Source organism: Planococcus sp. 11815 (genome assembly GCF_051096385.1).
Lineage (GTDB): Bacteria > Bacillota > Bacilli > Bacillales_A > Planococcaceae > Planococcus > Planococcus citreus.
Genome location: NZ_CP096991.1, coordinates 2,975,659 through 3,000,286, shown reverse-complemented (window position 1 = coordinate 3,000,286; position 24,628 = coordinate 2,975,659). Strand labels below are relative to the sequence as shown.

The 24,628-nt window shown below is 50.6% G+C and carries 22 protein-coding genes and 1 riboswitch; of the genes, 15 read left to right on the top strand and 7 right to left on the bottom strand.

Annotated features, from left to right (window positions below; translation table 11 throughout):
• Positions 1–125 precede the first annotated feature (125 nt).
• Together M1Q06_RS15020 and M1Q06_RS15015 are read left to right on the top strand one after the other, a co-directional pair.
• The gene (locus tag M1Q06_RS15020) at positions 126–971 is read left to right on the top strand and encodes an ABC transporter ATP-binding protein (RefSeq protein ID WP_434400389.1); all 846 of its coding nucleotides are present in this window, start codon (positions 126–128) and stop codon (positions 969–971) included.
• The gene (locus tag M1Q06_RS15015) at positions 968–1,678 is read left to right on the top strand and encodes an ABC transporter permease (RefSeq protein ID WP_112229920.1); all 711 of its coding nucleotides are present in this window, start codon (positions 968–970) and stop codon (positions 1,676–1,678) included. Before M1Q06_RS15020 ends, M1Q06_RS15015 begins: the two co-directional genes overlap by 4 nt.
• Before the next feature lie 74 nt (positions 1,679–1,752).
• On the opposite strand, the gene M1Q06_RS15010 is transcribed toward M1Q06_RS15015, so the two are convergent.
• Positions 1,753–3,033, bottom strand: a complete 1,281-nt coding sequence (locus M1Q06_RS15010) for an alpha/beta hydrolase (protein WP_434400387.1) — start codon at positions 3,031–3,033, stop codon at positions 1,753–1,755.
• Positions 3,034–3,455: 422 nt separating this feature from the next.
• On the opposite strand from M1Q06_RS15010, the gene M1Q06_RS15005 reads away from it, so the two are divergent.
• Positions 3,456–4,514 carry an LLM class flavin-dependent oxidoreductase gene (locus tag M1Q06_RS15005; RefSeq protein ID WP_434400386.1) on the top strand — a complete coding sequence of 353 codons (1,059 nt, stop codon included), beginning with the start codon at positions 3,456–3,458 and terminating at the stop codon, positions 4,512–4,514.
• Between the two features lie 47 nt (positions 4,515–4,561).
• Here M1Q06_RS15005 and M1Q06_RS15000 read toward each other — a convergent pair whose 3' ends face one another.
• The 3 genes from M1Q06_RS15000 to M1Q06_RS14990 form a co-directional block, all read right to left on the bottom strand.
• Positions 4,562–7,735, bottom strand: coding sequence for an EAL domain-containing protein (locus M1Q06_RS15000; protein ID WP_434400384.1), 3,174 nt, complete (start codon positions 7,733–7,735; stop codon positions 4,562–4,564).
• A 160-nt stretch (positions 7,736–7,895) separates the two neighbouring features.
• Positions 7,896–8,195, bottom strand: a complete 300-nt coding sequence (locus M1Q06_RS14995) for a hypothetical protein (protein WP_434400383.1) — start codon at positions 8,193–8,195, stop codon at positions 7,896–7,898.
• Positions 8,196–8,290: 95 nt separating this feature from the next.
• A complete protein-coding gene (locus tag M1Q06_RS14990) occupies positions 8,291–8,761 on the bottom strand; it encodes a DinB family protein (RefSeq protein WP_434400381.1) in 471 nt (156 codons plus the stop codon).
• Positions 8,762–8,927: 166 nt separating this feature from the next.
• On the opposite strand from M1Q06_RS14990, the gene M1Q06_RS14985 reads away from it, so the two are divergent.
• The 3 genes from M1Q06_RS14985 (at position 8,928) to M1Q06_RS14975 (ending at position 11,367) form a co-directional block, all read left to right on the top strand.
• Positions 8,928–10,289: a copper amine oxidase gene (locus M1Q06_RS14985; RefSeq protein WP_434402896.1), complete on the top strand. Its 1,362-nt coding sequence runs from the start codon at positions 8,928–8,930 to the stop codon at positions 10,287–10,289.
• Between the two features lie 210 nt (positions 10,290–10,499).
• Positions 10,500–11,009, top strand: coding sequence for a DMT family transporter (locus tag M1Q06_RS14980; RefSeq protein ID WP_434400379.1), 510 nt, complete (start codon positions 10,500–10,502; stop codon positions 11,007–11,009).
• Positions 10,921–11,367: an EamA family transporter gene (locus M1Q06_RS14975; protein ID WP_434400377.1), complete on the top strand. Its 447-nt coding sequence runs from the start codon at positions 10,921–10,923 to the stop codon at positions 11,365–11,367. Before M1Q06_RS14980 ends, M1Q06_RS14975 begins: the two co-directional genes overlap by 89 nt.
• A 714-nt stretch (positions 11,368–12,081) precedes the next feature.
• Here the strand turns inward: M1Q06_RS14975 and M1Q06_RS14970 are convergent.
• Positions 12,082–13,065 (bottom strand): sortase domain-containing protein, encoded by a 984-nt coding sequence (locus tag M1Q06_RS14970; protein ID WP_434400375.1) that lies wholly within the window; start codon positions 13,063–13,065, stop codon positions 12,082–12,084.
• A 371-nt stretch (positions 13,066–13,436) separates the two neighbouring features.
• On the opposite strand from M1Q06_RS14970, the gene M1Q06_RS14965 reads away from it, so the two are divergent.
• From M1Q06_RS14965 to M1Q06_RS14945, 5 genes are all read left to right on the top strand, one after another.
• Entirely contained in the window at positions 13,437–14,015 is a 579-nt protein-coding gene (locus M1Q06_RS14965) for an RNA polymerase sigma factor (protein WP_121298858.1), read from the top strand.
• On the top strand, positions 13,996–14,745 hold the full coding sequence (locus tag M1Q06_RS14960) for an anti-sigma factor (protein WP_058382662.1): 750 nt from the start codon (positions 13,996–13,998) through the stop codon (positions 14,743–14,745). The genes M1Q06_RS14965 and M1Q06_RS14960 overlap by 20 nt, the downstream gene beginning before the upstream one ends.
• A gap of 242 nt (positions 14,746–14,987) precedes the next feature.
• Positions 14,988–15,896: an SDR family NAD(P)-dependent oxidoreductase gene (locus tag M1Q06_RS14955; RefSeq protein WP_121298856.1), complete on the top strand. Its 909-nt coding sequence runs from the start codon at positions 14,988–14,990 to the stop codon at positions 15,894–15,896.
• A gap of 17 nt (positions 15,897–15,913) precedes the next feature.
• Positions 15,914–16,801: an SDR family NAD(P)-dependent oxidoreductase gene (locus M1Q06_RS14950; protein ID WP_434400372.1), complete on the top strand. Its 888-nt coding sequence runs from the start codon at positions 15,914–15,916 to the stop codon at positions 16,799–16,801.
• Positions 16,802–17,135: 334 nt separating this feature from the next.
• On the top strand, positions 17,136–18,539 hold the full coding sequence (locus tag M1Q06_RS14945; protein ID WP_158290842.1) for an LVIVD repeat-containing protein: 1,404 nt from the start codon (positions 17,136–17,138) through the stop codon (positions 18,537–18,539).
• 49 nt (positions 18,540–18,588) lie between these two features.
• Here the strand turns inward: M1Q06_RS14945 and M1Q06_RS14940 are convergent, their stop codons facing one another.
• The gene (locus tag M1Q06_RS14940) at positions 18,589–19,419 is read right to left on the bottom strand and encodes a DUF2382 domain-containing protein (protein WP_434400369.1); all 831 of its coding nucleotides are present in this window, start codon (positions 19,417–19,419) and stop codon (positions 18,589–18,591) included.
• Between the two features lie 282 nt (positions 19,420–19,701).
• On the opposite strand from M1Q06_RS14940, the gene M1Q06_RS14935 reads away from it, so the two are divergent.
• The gene (locus tag M1Q06_RS14935) at positions 19,702–20,727 is read left to right on the top strand and encodes a cell wall-binding repeat-containing protein (RefSeq protein WP_434400367.1); all 1,026 of its coding nucleotides are present in this window, start codon (positions 19,702–19,704) and stop codon (positions 20,725–20,727) included.
• Between the two features lie 136 nt (positions 20,728–20,863).
• Positions 20,864–21,700, top strand: a complete 837-nt coding sequence (locus tag M1Q06_RS14930) for an STAS domain-containing protein (RefSeq protein WP_434400365.1) — start codon at positions 20,864–20,866, stop codon at positions 21,698–21,700.
• A 43-nt stretch (positions 21,701–21,743) separates the two neighbouring features.
• Here M1Q06_RS14930 and dapA read toward each other — a convergent pair whose 3' ends face one another.
• Positions 21,744–22,634, bottom strand: a complete 891-nt coding sequence (dapA, locus tag M1Q06_RS14925) for a 4-hydroxy-tetrahydrodipicolinate synthase (protein WP_434400363.1) — start codon at positions 22,632–22,634, stop codon at positions 21,744–21,746.
• 126 nt (positions 22,635–22,760) lie between these two features.
• A riboswitch (Lysine riboswitch) is annotated at positions 22,761–22,939 on the bottom strand.
• 150 nt (positions 22,940–23,089) lie between these two features.
• On the opposite strand from dapA, the gene M1Q06_RS14920 reads away from it, so the two are divergent.
• Together M1Q06_RS14920 and ypfJ are read left to right on the top strand one after the other, a co-directional pair.
• Positions 23,090–23,686, top strand: coding sequence for an SAM-dependent methyltransferase (locus M1Q06_RS14920; RefSeq protein ID WP_434400361.1), 597 nt, complete (start codon positions 23,090–23,092; stop codon positions 23,684–23,686).
• Between the two features lie 59 nt (positions 23,687–23,745).
• A complete protein-coding gene (gene ypfJ / locus M1Q06_RS14915; RefSeq protein ID WP_121298843.1) occupies positions 23,746–24,588 on the top strand; it encodes a KPN_02809 family neutral zinc metallopeptidase in 843 nt (280 codons plus the stop codon).
• Positions 24,589–24,628 lie beyond the last annotated feature (40 nt).

Sequence of the window (24,628 nt, the reverse complement as noted above, 5' to 3'; positions counted from 1 at the left end):
TAATCACCGAATCACGGATTTTACGGTACAGTTCGGCCGGGAAATGGTACATATTAGCGGAATCACAAAGCGTCTGCTCCTTTTTCTTACTATGCTGGTGTTATCAACGAAAAGGAGTGGCGCACATGAATGCAATTTCCGTACAGAATATCCAAAAAGCATTTGGCGGCAATATAGCTTTAAAAGATGTATCTTTCGAAATTCCGAAGGGAGAGATTTTCGGCTTTCTTGGGCCGAGCGGTTCCGGAAAAACGACCTTGCTCAAGATTTTGACTGCCCAATTGGAAGCGACGGACGGGCATGCTGCTGTCATGGAGATGCCGTCTAGAATGATGCAAAAAACAGCCCAGAAACGGCGCTTCGGCATCTTAACTGACAATAGCGGCTTGTATGAACGGTTATCTATTGAAGAAAACCTGGATGTGTTTCGGCGTTTATATGATTTGCCAAAATCGTCCATTGACCAAGTGCTCCATTTCGTCAATTTGAATGCCGACCGCAAAAAGCGGGTCAGTGTGCTGTCGAAAGGGATGCGCCAGCGCGTCACGTTGGCGTGCGCAATTATCCACGAGCCGGAATTGCTGTTTTTGGATGAGCCGACGTCCGCGCTCGACCCGGTCAACACGGCGCATATCCATAAAGGCTTGCGCTATTTGAATGAACGGGGGACGACGATCTTTTTGACGACCCATGATATGACGGAAGCGGAATCTCTGTGCGAACGCGTAGCGATTTTGCATAAAGGAGAAATTCGTGCGATTGGGGCGCCTGACGAATTGAAAAAGGTGCATCGCGATGGCACGCTGACGGTGGAATTGACGTCGGGAGAAAAAGAGCGCTTGTCGATGAACGAAGATTCGGCGACGGCCATTGCCGGGTGGATGAGCCGTGGGCAAATCGACCGCATGTACACGAATGAGCTGAGCCTTGGTGATATTTTTATCAAACTGACGGGGAGTGAATTGGTATGAACGTGTCTTTAAAGCGTATCCAAGCGATTTTCATCAAAGATTATAAAGAGTTCTCCAGGAACTATGCGGTGTCCATCATGATTTTGTTTCCGATTGCGTTTGCGCTCCTTTACCGGTCGGAAGCTGGCGATCAGGCAGCGATCTATGCGTTCATCATGAACTTTTCGCTGGCGATGCTCACCAGTTTCGTACAGGCCTGTTTAATTGCCGAGGAGAAAGAGCGCAATACGCTGCGTTCGCTCATGATGACCCCGGCCTCGATGCTCGATGTGCTGATCGGAAAAAGTGCGCTCGTCTTCCTTATTTCAGCGGCTGTCCTGGCGTTCACCACCTACTTATTCGGTTACGAGACCTCGAATGTGATGCTGCTGGCGGCGGCGCTCGGGATTTCCATCTTGCTTTATACAGCGATTGGGACGATTTGCGGCTTGTACTCAAAGACTTTGCTGGAAGCCTCGCTATCGGTTTTTCCGGTGCTGATCATCTTTACAGCCGGGCCGTTTGCGTTGGCCTTTGAAGAACAGTATCCGTTTTTGGAAGTGCTGCGCTATTTACCGAGCAGCCAATTGAGTGAGTTGCTCGTGGCGATGGAAGTTGGAGCGGCTGCTGGGGAACTCGCCAGACCGCTTGTCATCATCTCGGTATGGGCAGTGGTGTTGACCATTATTTCGTTTATCCTTTATAAAAAGCGCTTGATGGACCAATAAAAAAATCCGGCTGAACCGAAAAGTTCAGCCGGATTTTTTATGGTTATTTTTAAAGGGAAGCCCGGTGCATGTGATTAGTTTTTCAAGAACTCCGCAATTCTCTCCACCAGACCGTCTACAAGCGGCAGATCGGGGTCGGCATAAGCTGCCATATTGGCTTGCTGGTCATCCGGTACGGGTTTCAGTACGTGGTTCATGTCGTCGACAATCAATAGTTCGGAACCGGATTTCGCTTCGTGCAGCAGTTCTGCATCCCGTGCCGGCACTTGCAAATCGCGTGTGCCGCCGACAAACAATGTCTGGGCGTCGAGTTTTTCGACTTGTGCGATCGGGTCATACGCCATCCATGACTGCAGGTACGGCTGAACGGATGGCCGGAAGATTTGCTGCAGTTCCGGGCTCACATCGTCCACCGTTTCGCCTTGTGCGAGTTGTCCAAGAATCGCATCCGCTTCCTCCCGTTGTGCAGCCGGCAAAGTACTGAGCTGTTCTCTTAACAGGTCATCCGCTGTTCGCCCGACGCCGGTCAGCGATACATAAGAATCGACACCTTCTTGATTGGCTGCGACGAGACCGACGAGCGCACCTTCGCTATGGCCAATAACCGCAACATCTGAAAAGCGCTCATCTTCTTTGGCAAAGCGGATCCAGGCAGCGGCATCTTCCGCATAATCGTCAAAGCGCAGCTCGGACTCATTTTTCGCGAGTGCCGCATTATCGCCGACGCCGCGCTTGTCGTAGCGGATGACCGCGATGCCCTCGGCTTTCAGTTCTTCAGCGAGCATCTTTAGGCTATTGTTCTTGCCGGTGAGTGTCAGCGAGTTGCCGTCTTTATCGGTCGGCCCGGAACCGGCAATAAGGATCGCGGCAGGGTGAGGCCCTTCCGTATCTGGAATTTCCTCGAGCGCCTGCATTATGCCGCCCTCGACTTCCGTTTCGATGATTTTCTCGGGATCGGCGGCTTGTTCTTTCTCGCCGCGCTCAAGTTCAAACGGGAACTTCTGGTTTCGCTGCGTCATGTTGCCGGTGATCTTTTCCGATTCGAGTGCGCCTTCGAATACCAGCCGCTCGCCTTGCAAAGTGGCGTCAAAAGCCACTTCCGGGTCATCGAACTTGATCGTCGACAACGGATAGTTTTCGATTCCCTGCAGCGGGATGCTAAGCGACCCTTCTTCTCCAGTGAATTCGATCGAAAACGGGATGGGCTGTCCCGGAACTTCAATCGCGCCTTGCCAAAATCCATCGATTTTCGAAGGCGTTGCGCTTTCTGCTGTGTCTTCGTTGTTTCCGCCTGAACATCCGGCAGCGAGCAGGATTCCTGCAAGCGCCAGTGCGGCGGCTGTCCATTTTTTCATCTATTGGCCTCCTAAGCTTATGCTATAACTTTGAGTTTGTTTTACAACGAATAGAATATTAGAGATTAAAGAGTGGAGGGCGGCGACTCCTAAGGGAGCAGTGACGGAGCACAGCGAAGGAGCGACATGAGTCTGGAGACCCGCAGGAAATAAATGGACGAAGCAAAGCTGAGCACATTTATTTGCGTCGCATTTGCTGTGCAGATGTGAAAGCACACGGTTTTCGTAGCGACCGAGGAGGCTCCAGCCATGCCCGCGAAAAGCGTCCGTCCAGAACGAGTTTAAGTTTTTCACTAATATACACTTCACTAGAAGAGCCCCGTTTTCCTCCCTCTTTTCAGCCGAATGGATGATTTCCACACCGCCGCGCGAGCCGTTATACTGAAAAGGATTGGGAAAAGCAAGGCGAAAGGATGGAGAACATGGAACAATACCGCATCAATCCGGACAACGGCCTCGAGTTCGGCATCTATACACTCGGCGATCATCTGCCGGACCCGCATACAGGAAAACGGCAATCGGAAGGGGAGCGGGTCCGCGAGATCATCCGCTTCGCGCAGCTTGCCGAACAGGCAGGCGTCGACTTTTTCAGCGTCGGCGAAAGCCATCAGGAATATTTCGCGACGCAAGCGCATTCAGTCGTCCTCTCGGCGATCGCGCAGGCAACCGAAAAAATAAAAGTGTCGAGCTCTTCGACGATCATCTCCACATCCGACCCGGTGCGCGTTTTCGAGGATTTCGCGACAATCGATTTGATCTCGGAAGGGCGCGCTGAAATCATCGCCGGGCGGGCGTCGCGTGTCGGGCTGTTCGATTTGCTCGGCTATGACATCCGCTATTATGAGGAATTATATGAAGAGAAATTCAAGCTATTGCTTGAGATCAACGAACAGGAAACCGTCAACTGGAACGGCCGCTTCCGTGCATCATTGAAAGACGCGCAGATTTTGCCGCGCCCGGAACACGGCCGGCTGCCGATTTGGCGTGCGGTCGGGGGACATCCGTCAAGCGCCGTCAAAGCGGGGCAGGCTGGCGTGCCGATGATGCTCGCGACGCTCGGCGGCCCAGCGGAAACATTCAAGATGACCATCGATGCCTACCGCAATGCCGCCACAGAAGCAGGATACGACGCAGCGCAATTGCCGGTTGCGACAGCCGGCTTCTTCAACGCCGCCGAGACGACCCAGCAGGCGCTTGCGGAATATTATCCACATGTGGATAAAGGAATGGTCAAAACCAATGGGCGCGGTTATCCACAGGAAGCGTTCCAGCACGGGGCGACGAAAGAAAGCGTCATGAATATCGGCAGCCCCCAGCAAATCATCGAGAAGATCCTGTATCAGCACGAACTTTACGGCCATCAGCGCTATATCGCGCAAATGGATTTCGGCGGTGTGCCGATGGAGCGCCTCGAGCGCAATCTGGACTTATTGGCGACGGAAATTCTGCCGGCAGTGCGCAAGTATACGCGCAAGGAGTGAGGGCACAGGAAAAAGGCGCGCAGCCGGATAAGCTGCGCGCCTTTTTATTATTCCAATGGCTTCGCTGAGGTGCTTGCCGCATTATAATCAGGCTCGCTGAGAAAGGCGTCGAGGCTTCCCGGCGGCAATGGGCGGCTGAACAGATAGCCTTGCCCGACGATGCCGAAGGGTTGCAGTAATTCCGCCTGCTCTTCGAGTTCGATGCCTTCGATGACGATACGGGCATCGAGGTTCTTCCCGACTTCGATGATGGCCGCGAGGATGAACAGATTGCGCCGGTTGATGAGCACTTCATCGATCAGGGATTTGTCGATTTTCAAGGTATCGATTTCGACATTTTTCACGACGTTCAGCGAAGAATAGCCGGCGCCGAAATCGTCGATGGCAATGCGCAGCCCGAGCGCTTTCAGTTCGCAGATGATGCGTGCGGACCGTTCGATATCGAGCATGACGCTTTCCGTGATCTCGATCTCGAAGCGCCTTGGGTCGGCGTTCTCCTGTTCGAAGATGGCGCGTACCTTTTCACTGAAGTCGGGATCCTTGAATTGGCGCGCCGAGACATTGACGGAAATGTTTTCCGTCGCATGGCCGAGCGCACGGAACTCTTTGGCGTCACGGCATGCCTGGCGCAGCGCCCATTCGCCGATCGGCACGATCAAGCCGGTCTCTTCTGCGATCGGGATGAATTCCGATGGCGGCACATTGCCATAAGGCGATTGCCAGCGCAAAAGCGCCTCATAGCCGATTACTTCGCCGCTCGCCAAATTCACTTGCGGCTGGTAATGGAGGGCGAATTGCTGTTCATCGAGCGCTTTTTTCAGCGCCTGTTCCATCTGGCTCCGGCGTGTCATCAAGCTGTCGAGCTCGCGGGTGAATACCTGGAAATTGTTTTTGCCGTTCTGCTTTGCGGCATACATCGCGAAATCGGCTTCTTTGATCAGTTCCTCGCCGTCGCTTTCACAGCCGGTCTGGACAGCGATGCCGATGCTCAAGGTCACGGAAAATTCCTGTCCGAGCAATTGCACCGGTTCGCGCATCACTTGGAGGATCGCCTGGGCGAGTGCGTGGGCTTGTGGTTCGCCCGTATTTTCCGACACGATGATGAACTCATCGCCGCCGAAGCGCGAAATCGTATCATCCGGGCCGAGGCAGGAATGGATGCGGTTGGCGACGATTTTCAGGAATTGGTCGCCGCCGAAATGACCGAGCAGGTCGTTGACGCTTTTGAAATCGTCGAAATCGACCAGCAAGACCGCGATTTTTTGCTGGTGCTCCTCGGTTCTGGCAAGGACATTGCGGATATTCTGGTAAAACCAGTGGCGGTTCGGCAGCCCTGTCAGCTGGTCGGTGAAGGCGAGCCGGTTGATTTCCTGCTCGTTCGATTTTTTCTCCGTGATGTCACGGACGATGGCGAAGACGCCGTCGATTTCACCGTTCCTGCGCTTTGGCACGGCGTTGATGTCGACTTCGAGGATGTCGCCGTCTTTTCGTCTAATGCGCTGTTCGAAATTGACGGCTTCGCCGTTGAGTGCGGAGGCGAAAAAGCCTTGCACCCGCTCGACCTGTTCGGCGATGAGCGGGGTGAAGTCGAGGCCGATCAATTCGTCGCGCCTGTAGTCGCTGAGCTGCTCGGTCATCGCGTTGACGTTGACGAAACGGCCTTCCCTGTCCATCTCGAAAACGGCATCGAGGTTGTAGTCGAACAGTGAACGGTATTTTTCTTCACTTTCGGCAAGCAGGACGAGCGCCCGTTTTTCAGCGGAAATGTCTTTGGCGATCCCGTACACGCCGGTCACGGTGCCGTCGATCAAAATCGGCATATTGGTGATGCGCAGCGACACGCGCCGCCCGGATTTATGGATGCCGACTGTTTCGTAATTCTGCGTCACGCCCTCAAGTGCCAGGCGGAACTTCGCTTCGGTCGCAGAAAGATGGCAGCTTTCGACGACTTTATGGAAAGTCGTTTCGGTCAATTCTTCCCTCGTATAGCCGAGCAGGCGGACGAGCGAATCGTTGACATCGATCAAGCACCCGGAAGCGTCCATCGAAAAGATGCCGTCCGGGTTGTTGTGGAACAGCGATTCATAGCGTTGGCGGTTCAGTTCTAGTTCACGGTTGATTTGCTTCTGTTCGGTGATGTCGCGGATCAACAGCTGCGATGCTGAATTGCCTTCGAACTCAATGCCCATTCCGGTCACTTCCACATCGCGGGCTTCGCCTTGCGGAGTGATCCAGATCTGTTCAGCGGGCTGGGTGCTGTGGCCGCGGTTCATCGACTGGATGCGCGACTTCGCCAGTTCACGGTAATCGGGATGAACATAAGCCAGCACATCTGTCCCGATCAGTTTTTCGGCGTCGGTTTCCCCGAACAAGTTCAAACAGGCTTGATTGACGAATAACAGCCTGCCATTGCTGTGGATGGCGATCGCTTCCGGCGATAATTCCGCAAGTCTCCGGAAGCGCCGCTCGCTTTCACGGATTTTCTTCAAATAGCGTTGTTCATTCAGCAGCTGTTTCTGGTCGAGATACGCCAGATAGCCGGCGATGGCGAGCATCAGAAGAATCAGCGCCGAGACGACGAAAGCGAGGCCCATATTGGTGAAAGAAGCGGGACCTGTGGCTGAAGTGGAGTAGCTGACCGCCAGCATTCCGATATAATGCACGGCAGAAATCGCTACGCCGAGAATCATCGCGCTTAAGAGTTTCCTGCCGGGTGAATCCGGACGCTTGCGATTGCGGGAGAAAATGCGCAGGGCGGCGATTGAAAAGCCAAATCCAACCACTATCGATAATAAGAATGGCAGGAGGTGGAACTGTGGGGTGCCGGACACTTGGGCCGCGGCGTTGCCGATATAATGCATGAACAAAACGCCGAATCCGATAGCGAATCCACTGAAATACAAATGGCTTTTCGGCGGGTGGGAGCTGCGCAATACATAGAAAGCGGGAAATGCTGCCCCGATGGCCCCGAGCAGCGAGATGCTCAGCAAAATTGGATCGTATTGCACAGGGGCTGCGGAATGATGGGTCAGTATGCCGATAAAATGCATGGAAAAGATGCCCGTCCCGAAAACGAGCGAGCTGCCGCCGACCCACCACAATGGATGGGTACGGCTCCGGTCGGCGATGCGGCCGATCAACAGGAGGGCGATATAGGAAGCGGCAATGGCAGTCAAGACAGAAAATGCCATGAACACCAAGCGCGCAAATTCGAGAGGCATAGGGAACAGTCCTTTCGCGATCAGATTATGGGGACTATTATACCCCAGTTAAGCAGTACGAAAGTACAGAAAAAATACCCATAAAGCTTATATTTAAAAGAAATTTATGGCAATTATTGTTGGGGAATAAAAAGCTATTATAAGCTGCGGGGTAAAGCGGTCAGTCAGCGCGCCGTTCTCGCATATAATCGATTGCATTAGTGATTTCTTTGACGACTTCCATCTTTGTGCCTGTTCCTTGGATACGGCGGCACCAGATGAAGGCGGAGATTGGCGTGGCAGGAGGATGCTCGATAACGAGGATGTCGTAAGGCGGGCCGTCGGTTCCTTGCGTAGGGACAAAATAAGCTGAATACAGTGTCGTCTCGACAACTACGCGACGTATAGGATAGTTTGCGCCGAGCGTATCGGGGTTCAGTTCTTTGATGCGGGACAGGTCCGGCTGGTTTAATGTGGACATTTAATAACACCTGGCTTTCTTTGGAATTTCGAATGGGTTTTTGTCCATACCCGAAACGGAAAATTTATAAGCGAAGCGCTGCGGGTTTCCGGTTTTTATTCAAATAATGCTACTTTGGGATCGTTGCCGAGACTATGGACAATCAGCGAATGCAATTGGCCGCGGTGATGGGTGAGATGGACGAGTGTTTCAAGCAGCCATTCGAAGCGGCTGTAACTGACGCCCCAATACGCGGGGTGGATTTGCTGCAGTTCGCTTTCATCCAATGGAAGGTAAACGGTTTTGAGTTGTTCGAAGCTGTTCATCAATTCGATGATGGCTTGTTTTTTCGATTTGGGCGTCCTGGAACTGTAAAATGCGCTCATTTCGGTTTCGGATGCCCCGTTTGCGATGCGCAAGTCTGCCTCGCAAATGAGGGCGATATGGCCGATAAGTTCGCCGACCGAGAATTTCCCGTCAGTCGGCCGTACTTCCCAATCGCTTTCTTCTATAGAAGAGATCAATTCGCTGGTGGATGTGACGATCAGTTCCAATTGGTGAAATACCTGTTCGCAATAAGCCTGCATACGCGTCGCTCCTGTCCATTCATTTTCACCTAGCATAGCATTGATGGCTTCGGGAAAATCAATGGATTCTGGCAATTTAAAAAGTTTTTTGAAAAATAGTGATCTAAACTGATCTCCCCTCCGTTGAGCTAGTAGAACAATAAAAACAACTGAGGAGTGATGGATGATGAAAATGAATAAATTGATGGTGGCACTACCACTAAGCTTATCCCTACTAGTACCGACAGCAGCACTTGCAGACAGCCACGGAGGCGGACACGGTGAATCGACGCAGCAGATGGAAGCGCCGACAGCAACGAAAGCGGCAGAACTTCGCATCGCACTTGATACGGTATTGACCGAGCACGCCTTCCTTGCAGTCGAAGCAATGCAAAAAGGAATCGACGGAGCGGAAGATTTTGATCAGGCATCCGGCGCATTATTGGCTAACGCTGAAGACTTGAAAGCGGCAGTCGCTTCCGTTTATGGCGAAGAAGGCGGCGAGCAATTCGATGCCATCTGGCAGTCGCATATCGGCTATTTCGTTGATTACGTAACAGCTACTGCAGAAGGCAATGAAGAAGGCCGTGAAAAAGCATTGGCTGACTTGGACGAATACAAAACCGAACAAGCGAAATTCTTTGATACTGCTACAGAAGGGCGTTTGACGGAAGCCGCTGTAACAGAAGGCTTGGATGCGCACGTTGATCAATTGATCACAGCATTCGACGCTTATGCAGAAGGCGACTTTGAAACAGCTTATGCTTCAGAACGCGAATCAATCCACCATATGAGCATGTTCGCTGAAACCTTGTCGATCGCCATCACGGACCAGTTCCCTGAAGAGTTCGACAACACGAACCCGGATACGCCGGCAGTTGACCTCCGTGCAGGCCTTAACATGATCTTCACTGAACATGCGGGACTAGCGGCAATGGCCATGCAAGACGGCGTTGATGGAGCGGAAAGCTTCGACCAAGCAGCGGCAGCACTCCTAGCGAACGCAGATGACCTTTCAGCAGCAGTCGGTTCTGTCTACGGCGAGGAAGCCGGACAGCAGTTCTCTGAAATCTGGGGCTCTCACATCGGCTACTTCGTTGACTACGTAACAGCCACTGCAGAAGAAAATACAGAAGGCCAAGAACAAGCGAAAGCGGATCTTGATGAATACATCGTAGAGCAAGCAGCACTTCTTGATGCTGCAACAGAAGGCCGCGTACCGGCTGATGCACTTGAAGAAGGCTTGACGGCTCACGTTGATCAATTGCTGACAGCATTCGACAGCTATGTAGCTGGAGATTACGAAACAGCTTACGCTTCGATCCGTGAAGCTTACGCACACATGACAATGCCAGCAGCTGGATTGTCTGCAGCGATCACTGACCAATTCCCAGAACAGTTCGGTGAAGCGGAAATGCCATCTGAAATGCCTTCAACAGGCATGGGCGGCATGAGCGCGAATTCAACAACGCCTTACCTCTGGGCTTTGGCTGGACTATTGCTTGCAGCGTTGATCACGACAGTCGCTGTCCGCACAAGAAAACAATAATAGCGAGATGATCTTGAAAGCCGGAGAGGGTTGAACCTCTCCGGCTTTTTTTGTCGTGAAAAATAGCGAGGAAAACTTTTTTTACTTTCTTTCAATCAAGCAACTGGAAAAAGTTTGGGAGATTATTTTGCTGGCTATAGTAGGGGAAATGGAAAGCGCACCGCTGTAGGCGGTGGCTGGCAAAAATGCGAATAGATAGGAGCTTGCTTTATGAAGTTTTCTGGAAGCGCGATGATCATTTTGGCAGCAATTTGTTGGGGGGCTACGGGAGGCTTGGCAGACATCCTTTTGAGTAAGGGATGGGATCCATTGGTCATTTCTTTTTACCGCGGCGCCGTTGGCTTAGTGTGTTTTGTTATTTGGTTTCTTTTAAGCAAAATAAAACAAAGGGATTTTTCGCTTCGTTTAATCTTGTGGTCAATTGTAGCGGGTATCGGGGTAGCTGGAAACTTTACATTTTATTTTTTGAGCATCGAGTCGACCAGTGTTCCAATTGCAGCGACCTTGATGTATACCGCGCCATTGTTTGTCCTGCTTATTTCTTTTTTGTTTCGATTGGAAAAATCGACTTGGTTCAAATGGGGATGCATCGTCAGTGTTTTGGCAGGCATCGTGCTATTGACTGAAGCCTATGATACGGGGTCTTGCGGTCAATCTCATTGGTGTCGCCACCGGCCTCGGAGCAGGCCTCTCCTATGCGTTATTCATTTTCGGATTTAAAAATGCTTCTGAAAACGGCAAGCCGCAAATGGTATTGACTCTTGCTTTTGTCGCTTTCTGTACCGTTTTAGCTTTTTTTGTGGATTTCCAAGAAGCAGCTTCTGTGTTTAGTTCCAGCGATGTTGGCTGGTTTATGGCGATCGGGATTGTAGGCGTTGGCCTATCTTTTGCGCTTTATACGATCGGCATCGAACGGACCGCGCCTTCTACTGCTTCAATCATCGCGATGGTGGAGCCCGTGACCGCTTCGTTATTTGGTCTGATTTTGCTCGGCGACGAGCTGGCTATTGTCCAAATAATCGGCATGGTGATTATTCTTTTGACGGTTACGACGCTGAGCTTTAAGAAAGGAAGTTGAAACTTTTGTTTTTGGGTTAATTAAAGCTTATGTGGGAAGTGACTTTCTATTGTCTCAAGTATTTATTGGGGAACCACTTCCGGGGAAAGCATTTGAAGATGATAGCGAGGGTCTGCTTGTGGAGATGTTCCAGCGTTTAAATTCTGTATCATCTCAATAGTCGCCGCCATGCTTTGGGTTGGCCTCTTGCCGCAAGCCAGAAAGAGCGCCTGTCTTACGGCATCGGCTCATCCTAGGCGCTAGGTGGCTTGGAGATTTAGTTGTGTGCAGTTTGTTCAAACAGATCTGCTTCAATATGCAGTTGCCGGCTAGTGGGGAATCGCTTCTTGAGATGTGGCATCTGACGAATTGGTGCTTGAACCGAATATCTTGTTTGAAGATTAGGCCAAAAAATTACATTCTCTTTGCTACAAAAGATATGAGGTGCAAAGCATGACGCATTTCCACATTTTTAATTGAGTGTACATAAAAAATTCTTTTACTTCTAAAACTAGAGACGGAGTGGAAGGGGCCGACTCCGGGAGGATTAGCGAGACAATTGAGACCCTGCAGGAGCGTAGCGACGAAGCGGCTCAATGCGAGCCCTCCGGAAAGCGTGCCCCTGCAACGCAGTCGAAAAGCGAGAGCTTTTCCTATAATTCTTTTATTCACTTTCACACTTCCTGTCTTACATAAAAAAATCCCCTGCCCGGCGTGACTGGACAAGGGGATTCGTTATTCTTCAGGGATATAGGCTTTCTTGGATTCTTTCAAATCGACGTTGACGGCTACGACGTAATAGCGCTTCGATTCGTCGGCTTCAAGCGGAATGCTTTTGCGTTCGAATAGCGAGACTGTCGCCAGCTGTTCGGATTCGCCGCTCTCAAGGTCTTCTTCGTAAACACGGTAGCCAATAACTGCATCGTCGCGTACGGCATGCCAGGACAAGCCAGTAGCGGTCAGTTTCAAATTGTCTGGCGCATCGGGTGCCTGTTCTTTCATCGCGGAATCGGAAATAAGTTCAGCTGACACAACGAGACGCTCTTCGTGTGAGCCGATGTCGCGGTTAAAGTCGCCGGTACAGGTGATCAGGTTGACCATGCGCTGGTCGGAGCGGCCGAAGATTTCTTCGACTGGCGCTTCGTCTGTGATGTAACTCGAAGTGCCGCGGACTTCGAACACCATTTCGCGTCCGTCTGCATCCGTCAGCGTGAATTGATCACCTTTTTTCAGTTGATCCAATTCATAGAAGACTGCGGGACCGGTGAGGCTGTCGACATGTCCTGCCAGTACAGCGTTTCCTTCTGCGCCGGCTTTGAAGCCTGGTTCGAACCAGCCGACTTGATCAACATCTTCGGGTACGCCCATTTCGCCGTTATCCAAGACGCCGGTTTCTTCAATCGATGCATCGACACCTATGGAAGGAATCGAAATGCGTGCAGGCTTCATGCCTTGCAGATTGTCCAGCCGTTCTTGGCGCAGTTCAGACAGCTTTTCCTGTTGTGCTGGGCGCACCGGAAATTCGGCAATCTTATCTTTATATTGCGTATCGAGCCGCTCACTTGGCGTTTTCTGTTGTGCCGGTTTGGTGGCGGTCTGGACCGTCTCTTGTTGTTGGGTTTCGGGTTTTACGGGATTATTTCCATTAAGTGGATCTAAAATGAAAAATAAAGTGATACAAAGCGCTGTGGCCAATCCCATGATTAAATATTGTCTCATCTGCATATCCACCTTTCGTAGTCCGATAATTGATAGCTTCATTCATAAGTAATTTCAGTCAGTTGCGTGTCAGAAAGTCTGAATCATTTAACTGCATCGCTTTTATTAGTATAACGCTTGTATAGGTATAACGAGGAATCGGGCTGTTTAGATCACTTCTATATACATATTTTTTAAAAAATGCGACAGGTGCAAAACCAGCCGTTTGCGCAATCGGCCGATTTGTTAATTGGAATAAAAATAAAGGAAAAGTGAACTAATCACGCTTGTTCTGCGTTGAATAGATAACAAGCAAAACAGAGTCAATTAAGCTAAATGCCGCGGAATATAGTAAGCTAGGTATACGAAATCTGTAACAAAGGGGAAACGGCATGGAAAAAATTTCAGACGCATTGTTATACGAGCGCGTCAGGGGAAAAGATAAGGATGCGCTTGAGGAATTGTACGACCGCTACGAAAAAATGCTATTTTCCTATCTATGCAAAATGACGGGAGACCGTGATTTGGCAGAGGAAGCGCTGCAGGAAGTATTCGTCAAAGTGTGGCGGGGAGTCGGCAGTTACGATGAGAGCAAAGGAAAGTTTGTTGCCTGGCTGGTGACGATGTCGCGCAATGCGGCAGTGGATTTGATCCGCAAACAGAAAAAACCTTCCGTTCCATTGGATGAAATCGCGGAAGTGGAAAGCACCGACTCTTCGGTTGAAGAAACGGCCGAATGGCAAGAGAAGAGCGAACAGATTCATCAAGCCGTCCGGCATTTATCGGAGGAACAGCAAAAAATGGTACATCTATTTTATTTCAAGGGCTACACGCATGAAACCATCGCAGAAAAATGCGGCATTCCGCTCGGAACCGTCAAGAGCAGGATCCGATTAGCATTAAAGAAATTGAAGACATCCTTGCAAATGGTGCAGGAAGGGGGAGTTCTGGATGACAAACGTGAATTGTGATCAATTGATCGATTATTTGAATGGCACTTTGAATGAAGAAGAGCAAAAACAGTTTGAAGCACATTTAGCGGAGTGTCCGGAATGTCGTGACATCGTTGATGCGACAGGAGAACTCCCTTATCTTGCGGATCCGGTAGTACCGAATGCCGGCATGAAGGCGCGTATTTTGGATGCGGTCTTCGACGAGGAAGCGCAGCAAACGCCTTTGGCAGAAGAGCCGAAAAAGCGTGATAGACCGGCCCCGCCTGCTCCTATGGCAAAGCGCGGTTTCAGAACATCAAAGTGGACACCTCTCGTCGCGGCGGCGCTGCTCGTCTCGCTGCTCGGAAACGCCTACGCGTTTTACGAACTAAGCGATCAGCCCGACGCTCCAGCAGCACCTGAAGTCGCTTTCGAAACAGTGGATTTGCAGGCAAGCGAAGCATTTGAGGGAACAGGAACAGCTGCCTTGGTCCATGAAGAAGGGGCATTGAATCTCTTAGTTCAGGCAAATCAATTGGAACCGACGAGCGGAGACCAAGTCTATCAAGTATGGCTATTGAAAGACGGCCAGCCGATTCCGACCGGTGCATTCACGCCGAGCCAGGAAAACGAAGGTGCGGTATTCTTCAGTCTCGATGAAAATACTGAAGGATGGGATACCATCGCAGTTACTTTGGAACCGAATCGCGGAAACGAGACGCCACAGGGCGAAGTCGTCCTGAGCGCAGCGATCGATCCAGAAGCTTAAAATCATTTCGAGGACCATATAGGATATTTATCAAGAGCGGCACTTATACGGGTGCCGCTCTTTTTCTATGGGGAAAATCCTAAGAACCCTCCCCTAACGTAGGTGTATGGGTGGGGAGGGTGGGGAATAAGTAAACCTTTAGAACTGTTCTTCTCAACTGCTGTCGCAAAGCGTTTTCTGCATGTTTAAAAGGGGTAAATAAATACAAAATTCTGTACTTTTTTAAAGAGGAGGCGAGTGCTGTGGGAGTAAAGCAATCGAATCAAGGCAAAGTCGTGGTCATTACAGGAGCGTCGAGCGGAATCGGCCGTGGTTTGGCGGAACGTTTGGCCAGTCAACAAGCAAAATTGGTCATTGCTGCCCGCAGGACGCGGCTGATCGAGGAGCTCGCGGACTCGCTCGGGCCATTGGTCATTCCGGTGACAGCTGATGTCAGCAAGGCCAGGGATGTGGAAAGTTTGCACAGGGCGGCGGTGAATAATTTCGGGCGTATTGATGTGTGGATCAATAACGCAGGAATCGGGGTCTACGGGCCGTTTATCGATACGCCGCTGCGCGATTTGAACCGGACAGTGGAAGTGAATTTGCTTGGCACCATTTATGGCAGCCATTTTGCACTGCGCCGCTTCAAAGAGCAGCGGGCTGGTATCTTGATCAATGTTTCCTCATTTGCGAGCAAGATTCCGATGCCTTACGGAGCGGCCTATACCGGCAGTAAATTCGGAGTCAGCGGATTGTCGAATGGCTTGTATGAAGAGCTCCGGCTGGAAGACTACCCGGATGTCCACATCTGTTCGGTCGACCCATGGGTCACCGATACCCCGTGGACAGAGCATGCAGCCAATTATTCAGGACATGAAATCCTCGTTGGGCCGCCGGATGATCCGGCTAAAGTGATCGATGCCATCCTTGGTTTGATCGATGAACCGAAAAAGACTTTGGAAGTCGGCGGCAAGGGAAAAGCGGCAGCCATTTTCGGACAGTTTATCCCAGCATTTGCAAAAGGGCTCAGCGGCCAGGAACTCAAGGAGATGATCGAATCAGCACCAGCAGCGGAATTGACTTCCGGCAGCTTGCACGAGCCGGTCGAAGAAGGAAGTGCGGTGTCAGGAGATTTGCGGGAACGCTTTGAACAACAAGAAGAACAGTGAAGAAAGGGGGAGGCGGCATGGCACAGGAAAAATCACGGCGCGGCAAAACGATCGTCATCACCGGCGCCTCCAGCGGGCTCGGCAAAGAAGTGGCACGGCAATTGGCGAAAGACGGCGCGAATCTGGTGCTGGCGGCGAGAAGCACCGGTTTAATTGAAGCACTGGCGAGTGAACTCGGGCCGAACGCCATTGCCGTTACGATGGATGTCAGCCGTGAAGCGGACGTCGCGTGGCTATTCGAGGAAGCCTTGACCAGCTTCGGAAAAATTGATGTGTGGATCAATAATGCGGGCGTTGGCGTAATCGGCCCGTTCACCGATATCCCGCTTGAAGACCTTGCGCGCATGGTGGAAGTGAATGTCAAAGGAACCGTCAACGGCAGTCATTTTGCGCTTCGGCATTTCAAGGAAATCGGCAGCGGCACTTTGATCAATATCGGATCGGTAGCAAGCGATGTGGCATTTCCTTATTTCACCGGCTACAGCGCCAGCAAGCACGCCGTCCTCGGGTTCAGTTCGGCACTCAACGAAGAGATGAAAATCGAAGGATATCACGACATCCACGTCTGTTCCGTGCTCCCATGGGCGACCGATACTCCGTGGTTCGAACACGCCGGAAATTACTCGGGCCATGTGGTCGACATGAAACCGATGGACGATCCGATGCAGGCGGTCAAAATCATCATCGACTTGATCGATGAACCGAAAGAAGTCGTCGAAGTCGGGCGGAAAATGAAGAGCGTGCGTTTATTGACGCGGATTGCGCCGAAGATGCTGGAGAAGCGTTCGGCAAGATTCATCAAGATGAATTTAGAAAAAACACCGCCTGAAGCATCTCATAGCGGAGCATTGCACGAAACTGAACAGGCAACGAAAGAACCAGAAGACGGCAATCCGAAAGCTTAGGCAGCAGCTGCTTAAGCTTTTTTTATAGCCGGCAGTTAATCCTCAATACTGAACAGGTAAGAGAGTCGCCGCTTTTATGCGTCTACTCTTTTTTGCATGTCGGGATTGATAGAAGATTCCTTTTAGGCTTTCAGGAAAACTAAAACAATTGGCTCACGAAGCTGTCAAAAGCAAAAAAAGGCTGGAAGAAACTAGGCATGGAAACACAGGAGAGAGTATGACCATATATTTATCTTTTGTAATATTTAGAAAATTTTGCCTTGTACTATTGTATCGCTCTCAAATGCCCTCTATACTTTATTCGACAAGCGAACTAAACCTGGGAGGGATTCTATTGAAAATTCATAAACCGTTTTTAAATGTAGCTCTGGCTTCTGCTCTCGTCTTCTCATTTGCGCCGTCCAGTATGGCGCATGATGCACTGGATGGCAGTGATTTGTCGAAAGGGGAGCGTGCCGTTTTTTCCAATGAAGAAATGCTGAATTTAAGCGACGCCAGCATGTCGGGGTCGAAAAATGTCTCGAATTTGACTGAGTCAGCAGCTGTGCAGATTAAGGAATTGGCAGGCGTCCAGAATAACACGGCCGACGTCTACGCGCATAAAGGCTTTGCATATCTCGGAACACACACGGCAAATGGCGGCAACGGCGGGGTCCGCGTCTTTGACTTGAAAGATCCGTCCAATCCGAAAGAAGTGTCGGTTTTCGGCCATGATGATGTAGCTGGAACTTGGCAGGAGAAAGTCATCGTCAAAAGCGTGAACACGGCTGATTTCAAAGGCGATCTGGCAGTGGTCAGCGTGCAGCAAAGAGACCGCCATGCGGATACGGCGGGAGGTTTCCTGCTATATGACGTAACCGATCCACACGCACCGAAAAAGTTAGGCTATTGGGAGACCTATGCGGATACACGTGGAACGCATGAATTGTATTTGACGATGCAAGGCGACCGCGCGCTGGTCTTTGCCTCGAATCCGTATGCTGATATCTACAGCGACGGCGAAGAACACGATTTCCAGATCGTCGATGTTTCCGATCCGGCGAATCCCGAAACGCTGTGGCAGTTCGACCCGCGCAGCCTTCCGGAAGTGCCTGACTCGTTCAACGGCTACAACTGGAACGCGCCGGACGGCAAAACACGCGCTGTCTTCAACCATAGTGTCATCACCGACCATAACGCACAATACGCTTACGTCTCGATGTGGGACCTCGGCACTGTGATTTTCGATATCCAGGATCCGGAGAACCCTGTGTATGTCGGCCGTACTGATTATTCTTCGGAACAGCAAGGAGCGGCCCATTCCGCAGCTCTTGCGAAAGGCGGGAATGTCCTGATCGAAACGCGCGAAGTGTCGACGCCGGTAAGAGCAGGCTATGAAGAATCCTATGGCTATACGCGTATCTTCGATATCAAAGACAAATCGAATCCGAAACTGCTGAGCGAATTCAAAACGGATTTGACGGAAAAAGTGGAAGACGGCCCGACATTTGCCAATACTGTGCATGACCCGAAAGTTCACGGCAATACACTGTACTTGAGCCATTATGCAGGCGGCGTCTACATGGTGGACATCACGGATCCGAGCAATCCTGAGCAGATCGGCCAATATGTGCCGGAACAGGCCGACGTATGGGGCGTGTTCGTCGACCGTAATTACGTGTTGGCATCAGATATGTCACAAGGCTTGAAAGTGCTGCAAAAAGGAAAAGGCGAAAAGCCGAACCCGGCTAAGCATTAATCCATTGAAAAAAGACGATTCCGAAAATCCGGAATCGTCTTTTTTGTGTTTATGGTTTTTCGTAGCGCTGGACATTGTTCTCGTCGATATCGACCGTCTCGCGCTGCACCGTTTCGCTGATGTGTTTCGTCTCCTGGACTTTGCGTTTATGGACGATGATTTCTTCGCTGACGTATTTCACTTTGCGTACTTCCAGACGTTCTTCGATAACTGGAATATGCCAGAGGCCGTCTTTTTCGTACTTCTCAGCGGAATGGCCGCTCGCTTCATACTCCGACAGTTCCTGATTGACTGGCCGGCGTTCGATTTCGACTTCTTCCCGTTCATACGGAACATCCAGTGTCTGTTGTTCTTCGACCGTATTCTTATGGATATCGACACTTCCGGATTCGACCCATTTCTTATCGACCGCTAAGCGTTCTTCGTGAAGTTTCATTTGTTGTTCGTCATTCAAATCAGGCGTTTCGGATTTGGGGTGCTCATCCTGTGCAGGCCCGTTTCCAGATAGGCTGGCTGCGGCGGCATCGAAGTTCTGGTAATTCATGCCGTATTCGCTGTCGACATAAAGAACGATCTTGCCGCTTTGGATTTGCTTGTAATACTCGTCCGCTTCGGAATCGGAGAGGCCCATTTGCTTGAGCGCATCTTTTGTCGGATCTTCGCCGGAAATGAACGATTTGAACTTGTCCATGAAATCGCCCTCATCCGTATTTAAATGGACATCTGTCTGCCCTTGTACCATTTGCAGCTGTTGTCCGTTCAAAGCGACAACATACATATCCTCTTCTTTATATCCCTGTGCTTTCAATTCACCGATCTCATGGATCACTTCCGCCTGCACATCGAATGTGCCGATCAATTTATGGCCGTGTTTTTGCATAATAGCATCCTCCTGTAAGGTCAATGTTTAGCCGTGTCTGCGTTATGGCTTATGTACCCGGAAAGCGAACCGTCGTAAACCTTCGGCAGAGCTTGGCGGCTTCGAATGAAAGTAAAGGAGAAGAAGCTCGAAAATGAAAGAAGAATATAGGAAGTTAAGAAATTACTACTTCTTCATCCGTATAGGAAAAGGCATTTATGCCCACCAAAAAATATTTTCGTAACCCTATTGTAATGTTTGTAAAATATCATATAATTGGAAAAGAAATGAATACATTACAGAATGGGGAAACGATTAACGATGATTTACGGCAAAGTATTGACGACTGCGGCATTGACTGCAGCTTTGGCTTTTGGAGCAGTTTTACCGACTGGGGCAGCTTCTGCGGCTACACTTACTGAAGACAACTCCTACCGCATTTTTGGCAGCGACCGCTACCAGACAAGCCTAGAAGTTTCATGGACAGGGTGGGGAGATGGAGAGGCGGAAACGGTTGTCGTTGCAACGGGCGCTGACTTCCCGGATGCTTTGGCTGCAACACCGCTTGCATCTTTTCATTTAGCTCCACTTCTTTTGACGAAAAAAGATTCTTTGCCTGCAGGATTTGCGGATGAGCTGAAGCGCTTGGGCGCGAAAAACGTTATTTTAATCGGCGGTACTGGAGCGGTCTCTGAAGAAGTCAAAAATGAAATCGCGAAGCTCGGCATTGAAGTAGATCGCATCAGCGGTAAAAGCCGTTACGAAACTGCAGTGAAAATTGCTGAAGAACTAGGAATGGACGAATCTTTATTCGTTACGACTGGCGCAACCTTTGCCGATTCTTTGTCAATCTCCCCAGTAGCAGGTTATATTGAAGAACCGATTCTGTTAGTTCCTGCTTCAGGTACTGTTCCAGCGGTAGTTGCGGACTACATTAAAGCGAATCAACCGGCATTACCGTTCATCATCGGCGGCGAAAAAGCAGTTGCTCCTTCAGTGGAAGCATTGTTCGCGGAAGAACCGATGCGCCTTGCAGGTGTCAGCCGTTATGACACAAACAAAGCAATCAATGATTTCATGTATGAAAATGAGTTGTTCGATGAAACAGCTGAAATCTATATCGCGACGGGTACCAATTTCCCGGATGCATTATCAGGAAGCGCACTCGCTTCACTTTATCCAGATCCGCTTGTATTGACTGCCCCAACCCCTACAGCGGCGTCTAAACAACAAATTCAAGATTATTCGACACCGGATACTTTCCACTATATCCTTGGTGGAGAAAAAGCCGTTTCATCTGACACGTTGAAAAAATTGTTCGCAAAATAATATCGGAAAATGCCTGCCATCCGGCGGGCATTTTTTGTCCTGGAAAATCAAAATGCTATTTCTTGTATCAGATTGTGGGTATAATGAATCTGTTGTACCAAGTCAATCAATCAAGCAATAATTGATGGAGGTTCCAATGGAAAAAGAGATGGCTTTATTCGGTAAACGAGTGGAAGAAGATAAATATATGATTGCCCAACTGATCCAAGAAGAGCGGCTGACGGCATTGCCGAAGGATGTTGTGGAAGAAAACCGTAAATTCTCGGAGCTGGTGCTGGAAGAACGTGCCCGTTTCATTGAATTGCTAGGGAAAGCTATGCAAGACAGCTGCAATGAGGCAAAGAATATGGCGGTGATTACGGAGTGGGGCAATGCGACAGGAAATTTCTTTCTTGACCAGGGCATGACACTGGATGCAGCGCTCGCAGAAACCGGCTTATACCGGAAGCATCTGGCAGCCGTGATCAAAAGTGAAGGCCGCCGCTTGAATATTTCCCCGGAAATAACCTACGACGCGGCGGAATTATTGCATGCGTTGTTGGACCATGCAACGTATGCTTACACGCATGCCTATACGGTTTCCTACCAGAACAACTTGGCGACAGCAAGGCAGGAGTTTCTGGAGTTGTCGGCACCCGTAGTCCCGATCAGCGATTCGGTCGCGATTTTGCCGCTTGTCGGCAGCATTGAAATCGACCGTGCGCATTATATTTTGGAGCGCACGCTATTGTCAGCAAGTGAATTAAAGATCAACACATTGATTGTCGATTTATCAGGGGTCATCCGGGTCGATACGATGGTGGCGGAACAAGTCATTAAAATCATCCAGGCGCTCGGGCTGATCGGCGTCGGAGCGATTTTGACGGGGATCCGTCCAGAGGCGGCGCAATCCTTGACGACATTCGGTGTGGATGTGCGGACATTGAACATCGGCGGCAGCTTGAAGCGTGCCTTGGAGAATGTCTATAATTGAAAAAAGGCTTCGCGGACCCTGAAATGGGTCTGCGAAGCCTTTTTTAATTGGTGACCGCGTCCTGTTTAGCGGACGGCAGGAATTGCTGCAAAGTGGCTGTTTCTTCTTCTGTTAAAGCGAGCATCGGCAAGCGTACGCCGCCGACCGGAACACCTAATAGGTTGAGTGCCGCTTTGACCGGGCTCGGGCTCGGTGCTGCGAACAAAGCTTTCATCGTCGGCAGTAATTTGCGGTGAAGCGCGGCGGCTCCAGCTGTATCGCCTGTGCGGAATAATTTAACCATCTCCTGCATTTCGTTGCCGATGATGTGGGAAGCGACCGAGACGATGCCTGTTCCGCCGATAGAAAGCATCGGCAAGGTCAGGCTGTCATCGCCGCTGTAGACGGCAAAGTCGCTGCTTGTACGTTCGATGATTTCAGAAGCGGCATCCAAATCGCCGCTTGCTTCTTTCACGCAGGTGATATTGTCTATAAGCGACAGGCGGACGATGGTATCGACCGATAGATTGACGACACTGCGGCCCGGAATATTATAGAGCATGACCGGAAGCGTCGTCGCGTTTGCAATCGCTTCAAAATGGCGGTACATGCCTTCCTGGGACGGTTTGTTATAGTAAGGAGTGACGAGCATGACGCCATCGACGCCCGCTTGCTCTGCCTGCTGGGTCAAGGCGACCGATGCGCGCGTGTTGTTTGAGCCGGTGCCCGCGATGATTTTCGCGCGCCCGTCTGCTACGGTGACGACATGGACGAACAGCGCCACTTTTTCGTCTGTCGACAAAGTCGGCGATTCGCCGGTCGTCCCGGCGACAACGATGCCGTCCGAACCGTTATTGATTAGATATTCCACGAGATTTGTTGTTGCCTGAAAATCGATTTCACCGTCTGAGTCAAATGGCGTCGCCATTGCAGTGATCACTTGACCGAATTTCATAGAGAACACACCCTTTTCTAAGTTTTTTTCAAAAGTTAGAGGTGGGGGCCGGTCCGGAGTAAACAAAAAGGCAGCAACGGGGGCCCGTTGCTGCCGTTAGAAACAATGTTTACCAATCGTTCCTGTTCGTCAGATAGCCCTCCATATAGTTTCCTATATGACAGTCCGGCACTTCTTCAGTGCAGAACCAGCGCACAGGAATATGAGCATCCTGCCGCTTCGGCAAATCCCCCTTTCGGCAATCGTCCTAAGAGCTCATACTCCTCGGATTGCGTACTGATGGTTTTTGCGCCTCTATCCTCGCTCCGCTAAGGAAGCAAGAAATTATTGAATTAGCTGTAATATAACAGAAAGGAATGGGAATGGCAAGAGAAAAAGAATTTTTTATTTTGCAAAATGTGGGAATAGTAAGCTGCGGCTTTAATTGATCTCACTGGATAAAAGGAGGCAATCAGATGGACGATCATCAAATGGACCGGCAATTGAATATCCAAACCGGTGGCGAGCAGATGGGCTTTAATGCGTCGATGCATGAGCACCGTTTCGAAGTGACGCCCTATGCGTGGCTGGATAGATTGTTCAAGGCACACCCGCTTAAGGGCAGCGGCAGGCTGGTCGATTTTGGCAGCGGCAAAGGGCGCTTGAACTTTTTTGCGCATCATGTATTCGGGACGCCGTCGGCAGGAGTGGAAGTCGATCCATCGCTTCATGAAGCTTCGCTGCGGAATTTACAGCGCTTTAAGGGGAAGGCGGACATCGAATTCATCAACGGCTACGCGCAGGATTATGAAATCCATCCGGAAGATCGCTGGTTTTATTTTTTCAATCCGTTTTCCGATCCGGTGTTCATGACGGTCATAGACAGGATTTTGGCATCAGTAGCCGATCATCCGCGCGAAGTCGAAGTGATTTTATTTTATCCGGCAATCGAGTATACCGATTTCCTCGAACGCCGCACCGCTTTTGAATTGACCGGTGATATTGAGCTTCCAGTTGAAGCGGAAGATCCGCGCGAACGATTTTTGGTCTACCGCTTGCCGAGATGGGATTAAAGTTTCCGGTGAAACGGGTATAGCTTTATAAAAATGGATGCGGAAAGAGGGTTTCGGTTATGAAATGGAAAGGGCGAGCGGGCAGCAGGAATGTAGAAGACAGGAGAGGGCGCAGTGTTGGTGGGCCGGTTCTTGCCGGCGGCGGGATCGGCGGCTTGCTGATTGTCCTGTTGATCACGTTTCTCGGGGGAGACCCTGGAGCGATACTCGGCGATGGCGGAGGAACTTCTAGTTCGGAACCGTATGTGGCAAGTGAGCGGGAAGAAGAACTGGCCGATTTCGTATCGGTCGTCCTCGCAGATACGGAAGAAGTGTGGGCGGAAGTGTTCGCTGAAGAAGGCATGGAATATGTCGAGCCGACTTTGGTGCTGTTTTCCGGAAGCGTCCAGTCAGCATGCGGCATGGCCGGTGCTGCGACGGGGCCATTTTACTGCCCGGCGGATTCCAAGCTGTATATCGATTTGAGCTTTTACGATGAACTCGAGCGCCAGTTCAACGCACCTGGGGATTTTGCGATGGCGTATGTCGTCGCGCATGAAGTGGGGCATCATGTTCAGAACCTGCTTGGCGTCCTCGGGGATGTCCAGCAGGCGCGCAATCAGCTGAGCGAGACGGAATACAATCAATTGCAAGTACGCCTGGAATTGCAGGCGGATTATTTATCGGGCGTCTGGGCGCATCATGCTCAAGGCATGGGCTATCTGGAAGAAGGGGATTTGGAAGAAGCTTTGAACGCTGCCAGTGCGGTCGGTGACGACACGATCCAGAAACGGACGCGCGGCTACGCCGTTCCGGAAAGCTTCACTCACGGCACATCCGAACAGCGCAAGGAATGGTTCTACAAAGGCTTCCGCGCCGGTGATTTGAATGATGGCAATACGTTTAACGCGCCGGAATTATAAGCTTTCGAAAAGATTGATATTTTGCGCTTGGTGATTCATT

Bases quoted from the DNA above. Each gene is read 5' to 3' on its own strand.
- M1Q06_RS14990 (WP_434400381.1), bottom strand. From the start codon at position 8,761: ATGCAGGCTTATTGCGAACAGGTATTTCACCAATTGGAACTGATCGTC.
- M1Q06_RS14950 (WP_434400372.1), top strand. From the start codon at position 15,914: ATGGCACAGGAAAAATCACGGCGCGGCAAAACGATCGTCATCACCGGC.
- M1Q06_RS15005 (WP_434400386.1), top strand. From the start codon at position 3,456: ATGGAACAATACCGCATCAATCCGGACAACGGCCTCGAGTTCGGCATC.
- M1Q06_RS14985 (WP_434402896.1), top strand. From the start codon at position 8,928: ATGAAAATGAATAAATTGATGGTGGCACTACCACTAAGCTTATCCCTA.
- M1Q06_RS14975 (WP_434400377.1), top strand. From the start codon at position 10,921: ATGATACGGGGTCTTGCGGTCAATCTCATTGGTGTCGCCACCGGCCTC.
- M1Q06_RS14940 (WP_434400369.1), bottom strand. From the start codon at position 19,419: ATGCAAAAACACGGCCATAAATTGATCGGCACATTCGATGTGCAGGCG.
- M1Q06_RS14995 (WP_434400383.1), bottom strand. From the start codon at position 8,195: ATGTCCACATTAAACCAGCCGGACCTGTCCCGCATCAAAGAACTGAAC.
- M1Q06_RS14980 (WP_434400379.1), top strand. From the start codon at position 10,500: ATGAAGTTTTCTGGAAGCGCGATGATCATTTTGGCAGCAATTTGTTGG.
- M1Q06_RS15020 (WP_434400389.1), top strand. From the start codon at position 126: ATGAATGCAATTTCCGTACAGAATATCCAAAAAGCATTTGGCGGCAAT.
- M1Q06_RS14930 (WP_434400365.1), top strand. From the start codon at position 20,864: ATGGAAAAAGAGATGGCTTTATTCGGTAAACGAGTGGAAGAAGATAAA.
- M1Q06_RS15010 (WP_434400387.1), bottom strand. From the start codon at position 3,033: ATGAAAAAATGGACAGCCGCCGCACTGGCGCTTGCAGGAATCCTGCTC.
- M1Q06_RS15000 (WP_434400384.1), bottom strand. From the start codon at position 7,735: ATGCCTCTCGAATTTGCGCGCTTGGTGTTCATGGCATTTTCTGTCTTG.
- M1Q06_RS14970 (WP_434400375.1), bottom strand. From the start codon at position 13,065: ATGAGACAATATTTAATCATGGGATTGGCCACAGCGCTTTGTATCACT.
- ypfJ (WP_121298843.1), top strand. From the start codon at position 23,746: ATGAAATGGAAAGGGCGAGCGGGCAGCAGGAATGTAGAAGACAGGAGA.
- M1Q06_RS14960 (WP_058382662.1), top strand. From the start codon at position 13,996: ATGACAAACGTGAATTGTGATCAATTGATCGATTATTTGAATGGCACT.
- M1Q06_RS14965 (WP_121298858.1), top strand. From the start codon at position 13,437: ATGGAAAAAATTTCAGACGCATTGTTATACGAGCGCGTCAGGGGAAAA.
- M1Q06_RS15015 (WP_112229920.1), top strand. From the start codon at position 968: ATGAACGTGTCTTTAAAGCGTATCCAAGCGATTTTCATCAAAGATTAT.
- M1Q06_RS14935 (WP_434400367.1), top strand. From the start codon at position 19,702: ATGGGGAAACGATTAACGATGATTTACGGCAAAGTATTGACGACTGCG.
- M1Q06_RS14920 (WP_434400361.1), top strand. From the start codon at position 23,090: ATGGACGATCATCAAATGGACCGGCAATTGAATATCCAAACCGGTGGC.
- dapA (WP_434400363.1), bottom strand. From the start codon at position 22,634: ATGAAATTCGGTCAAGTGATCACTGCAATGGCGACGCCATTTGACTCA.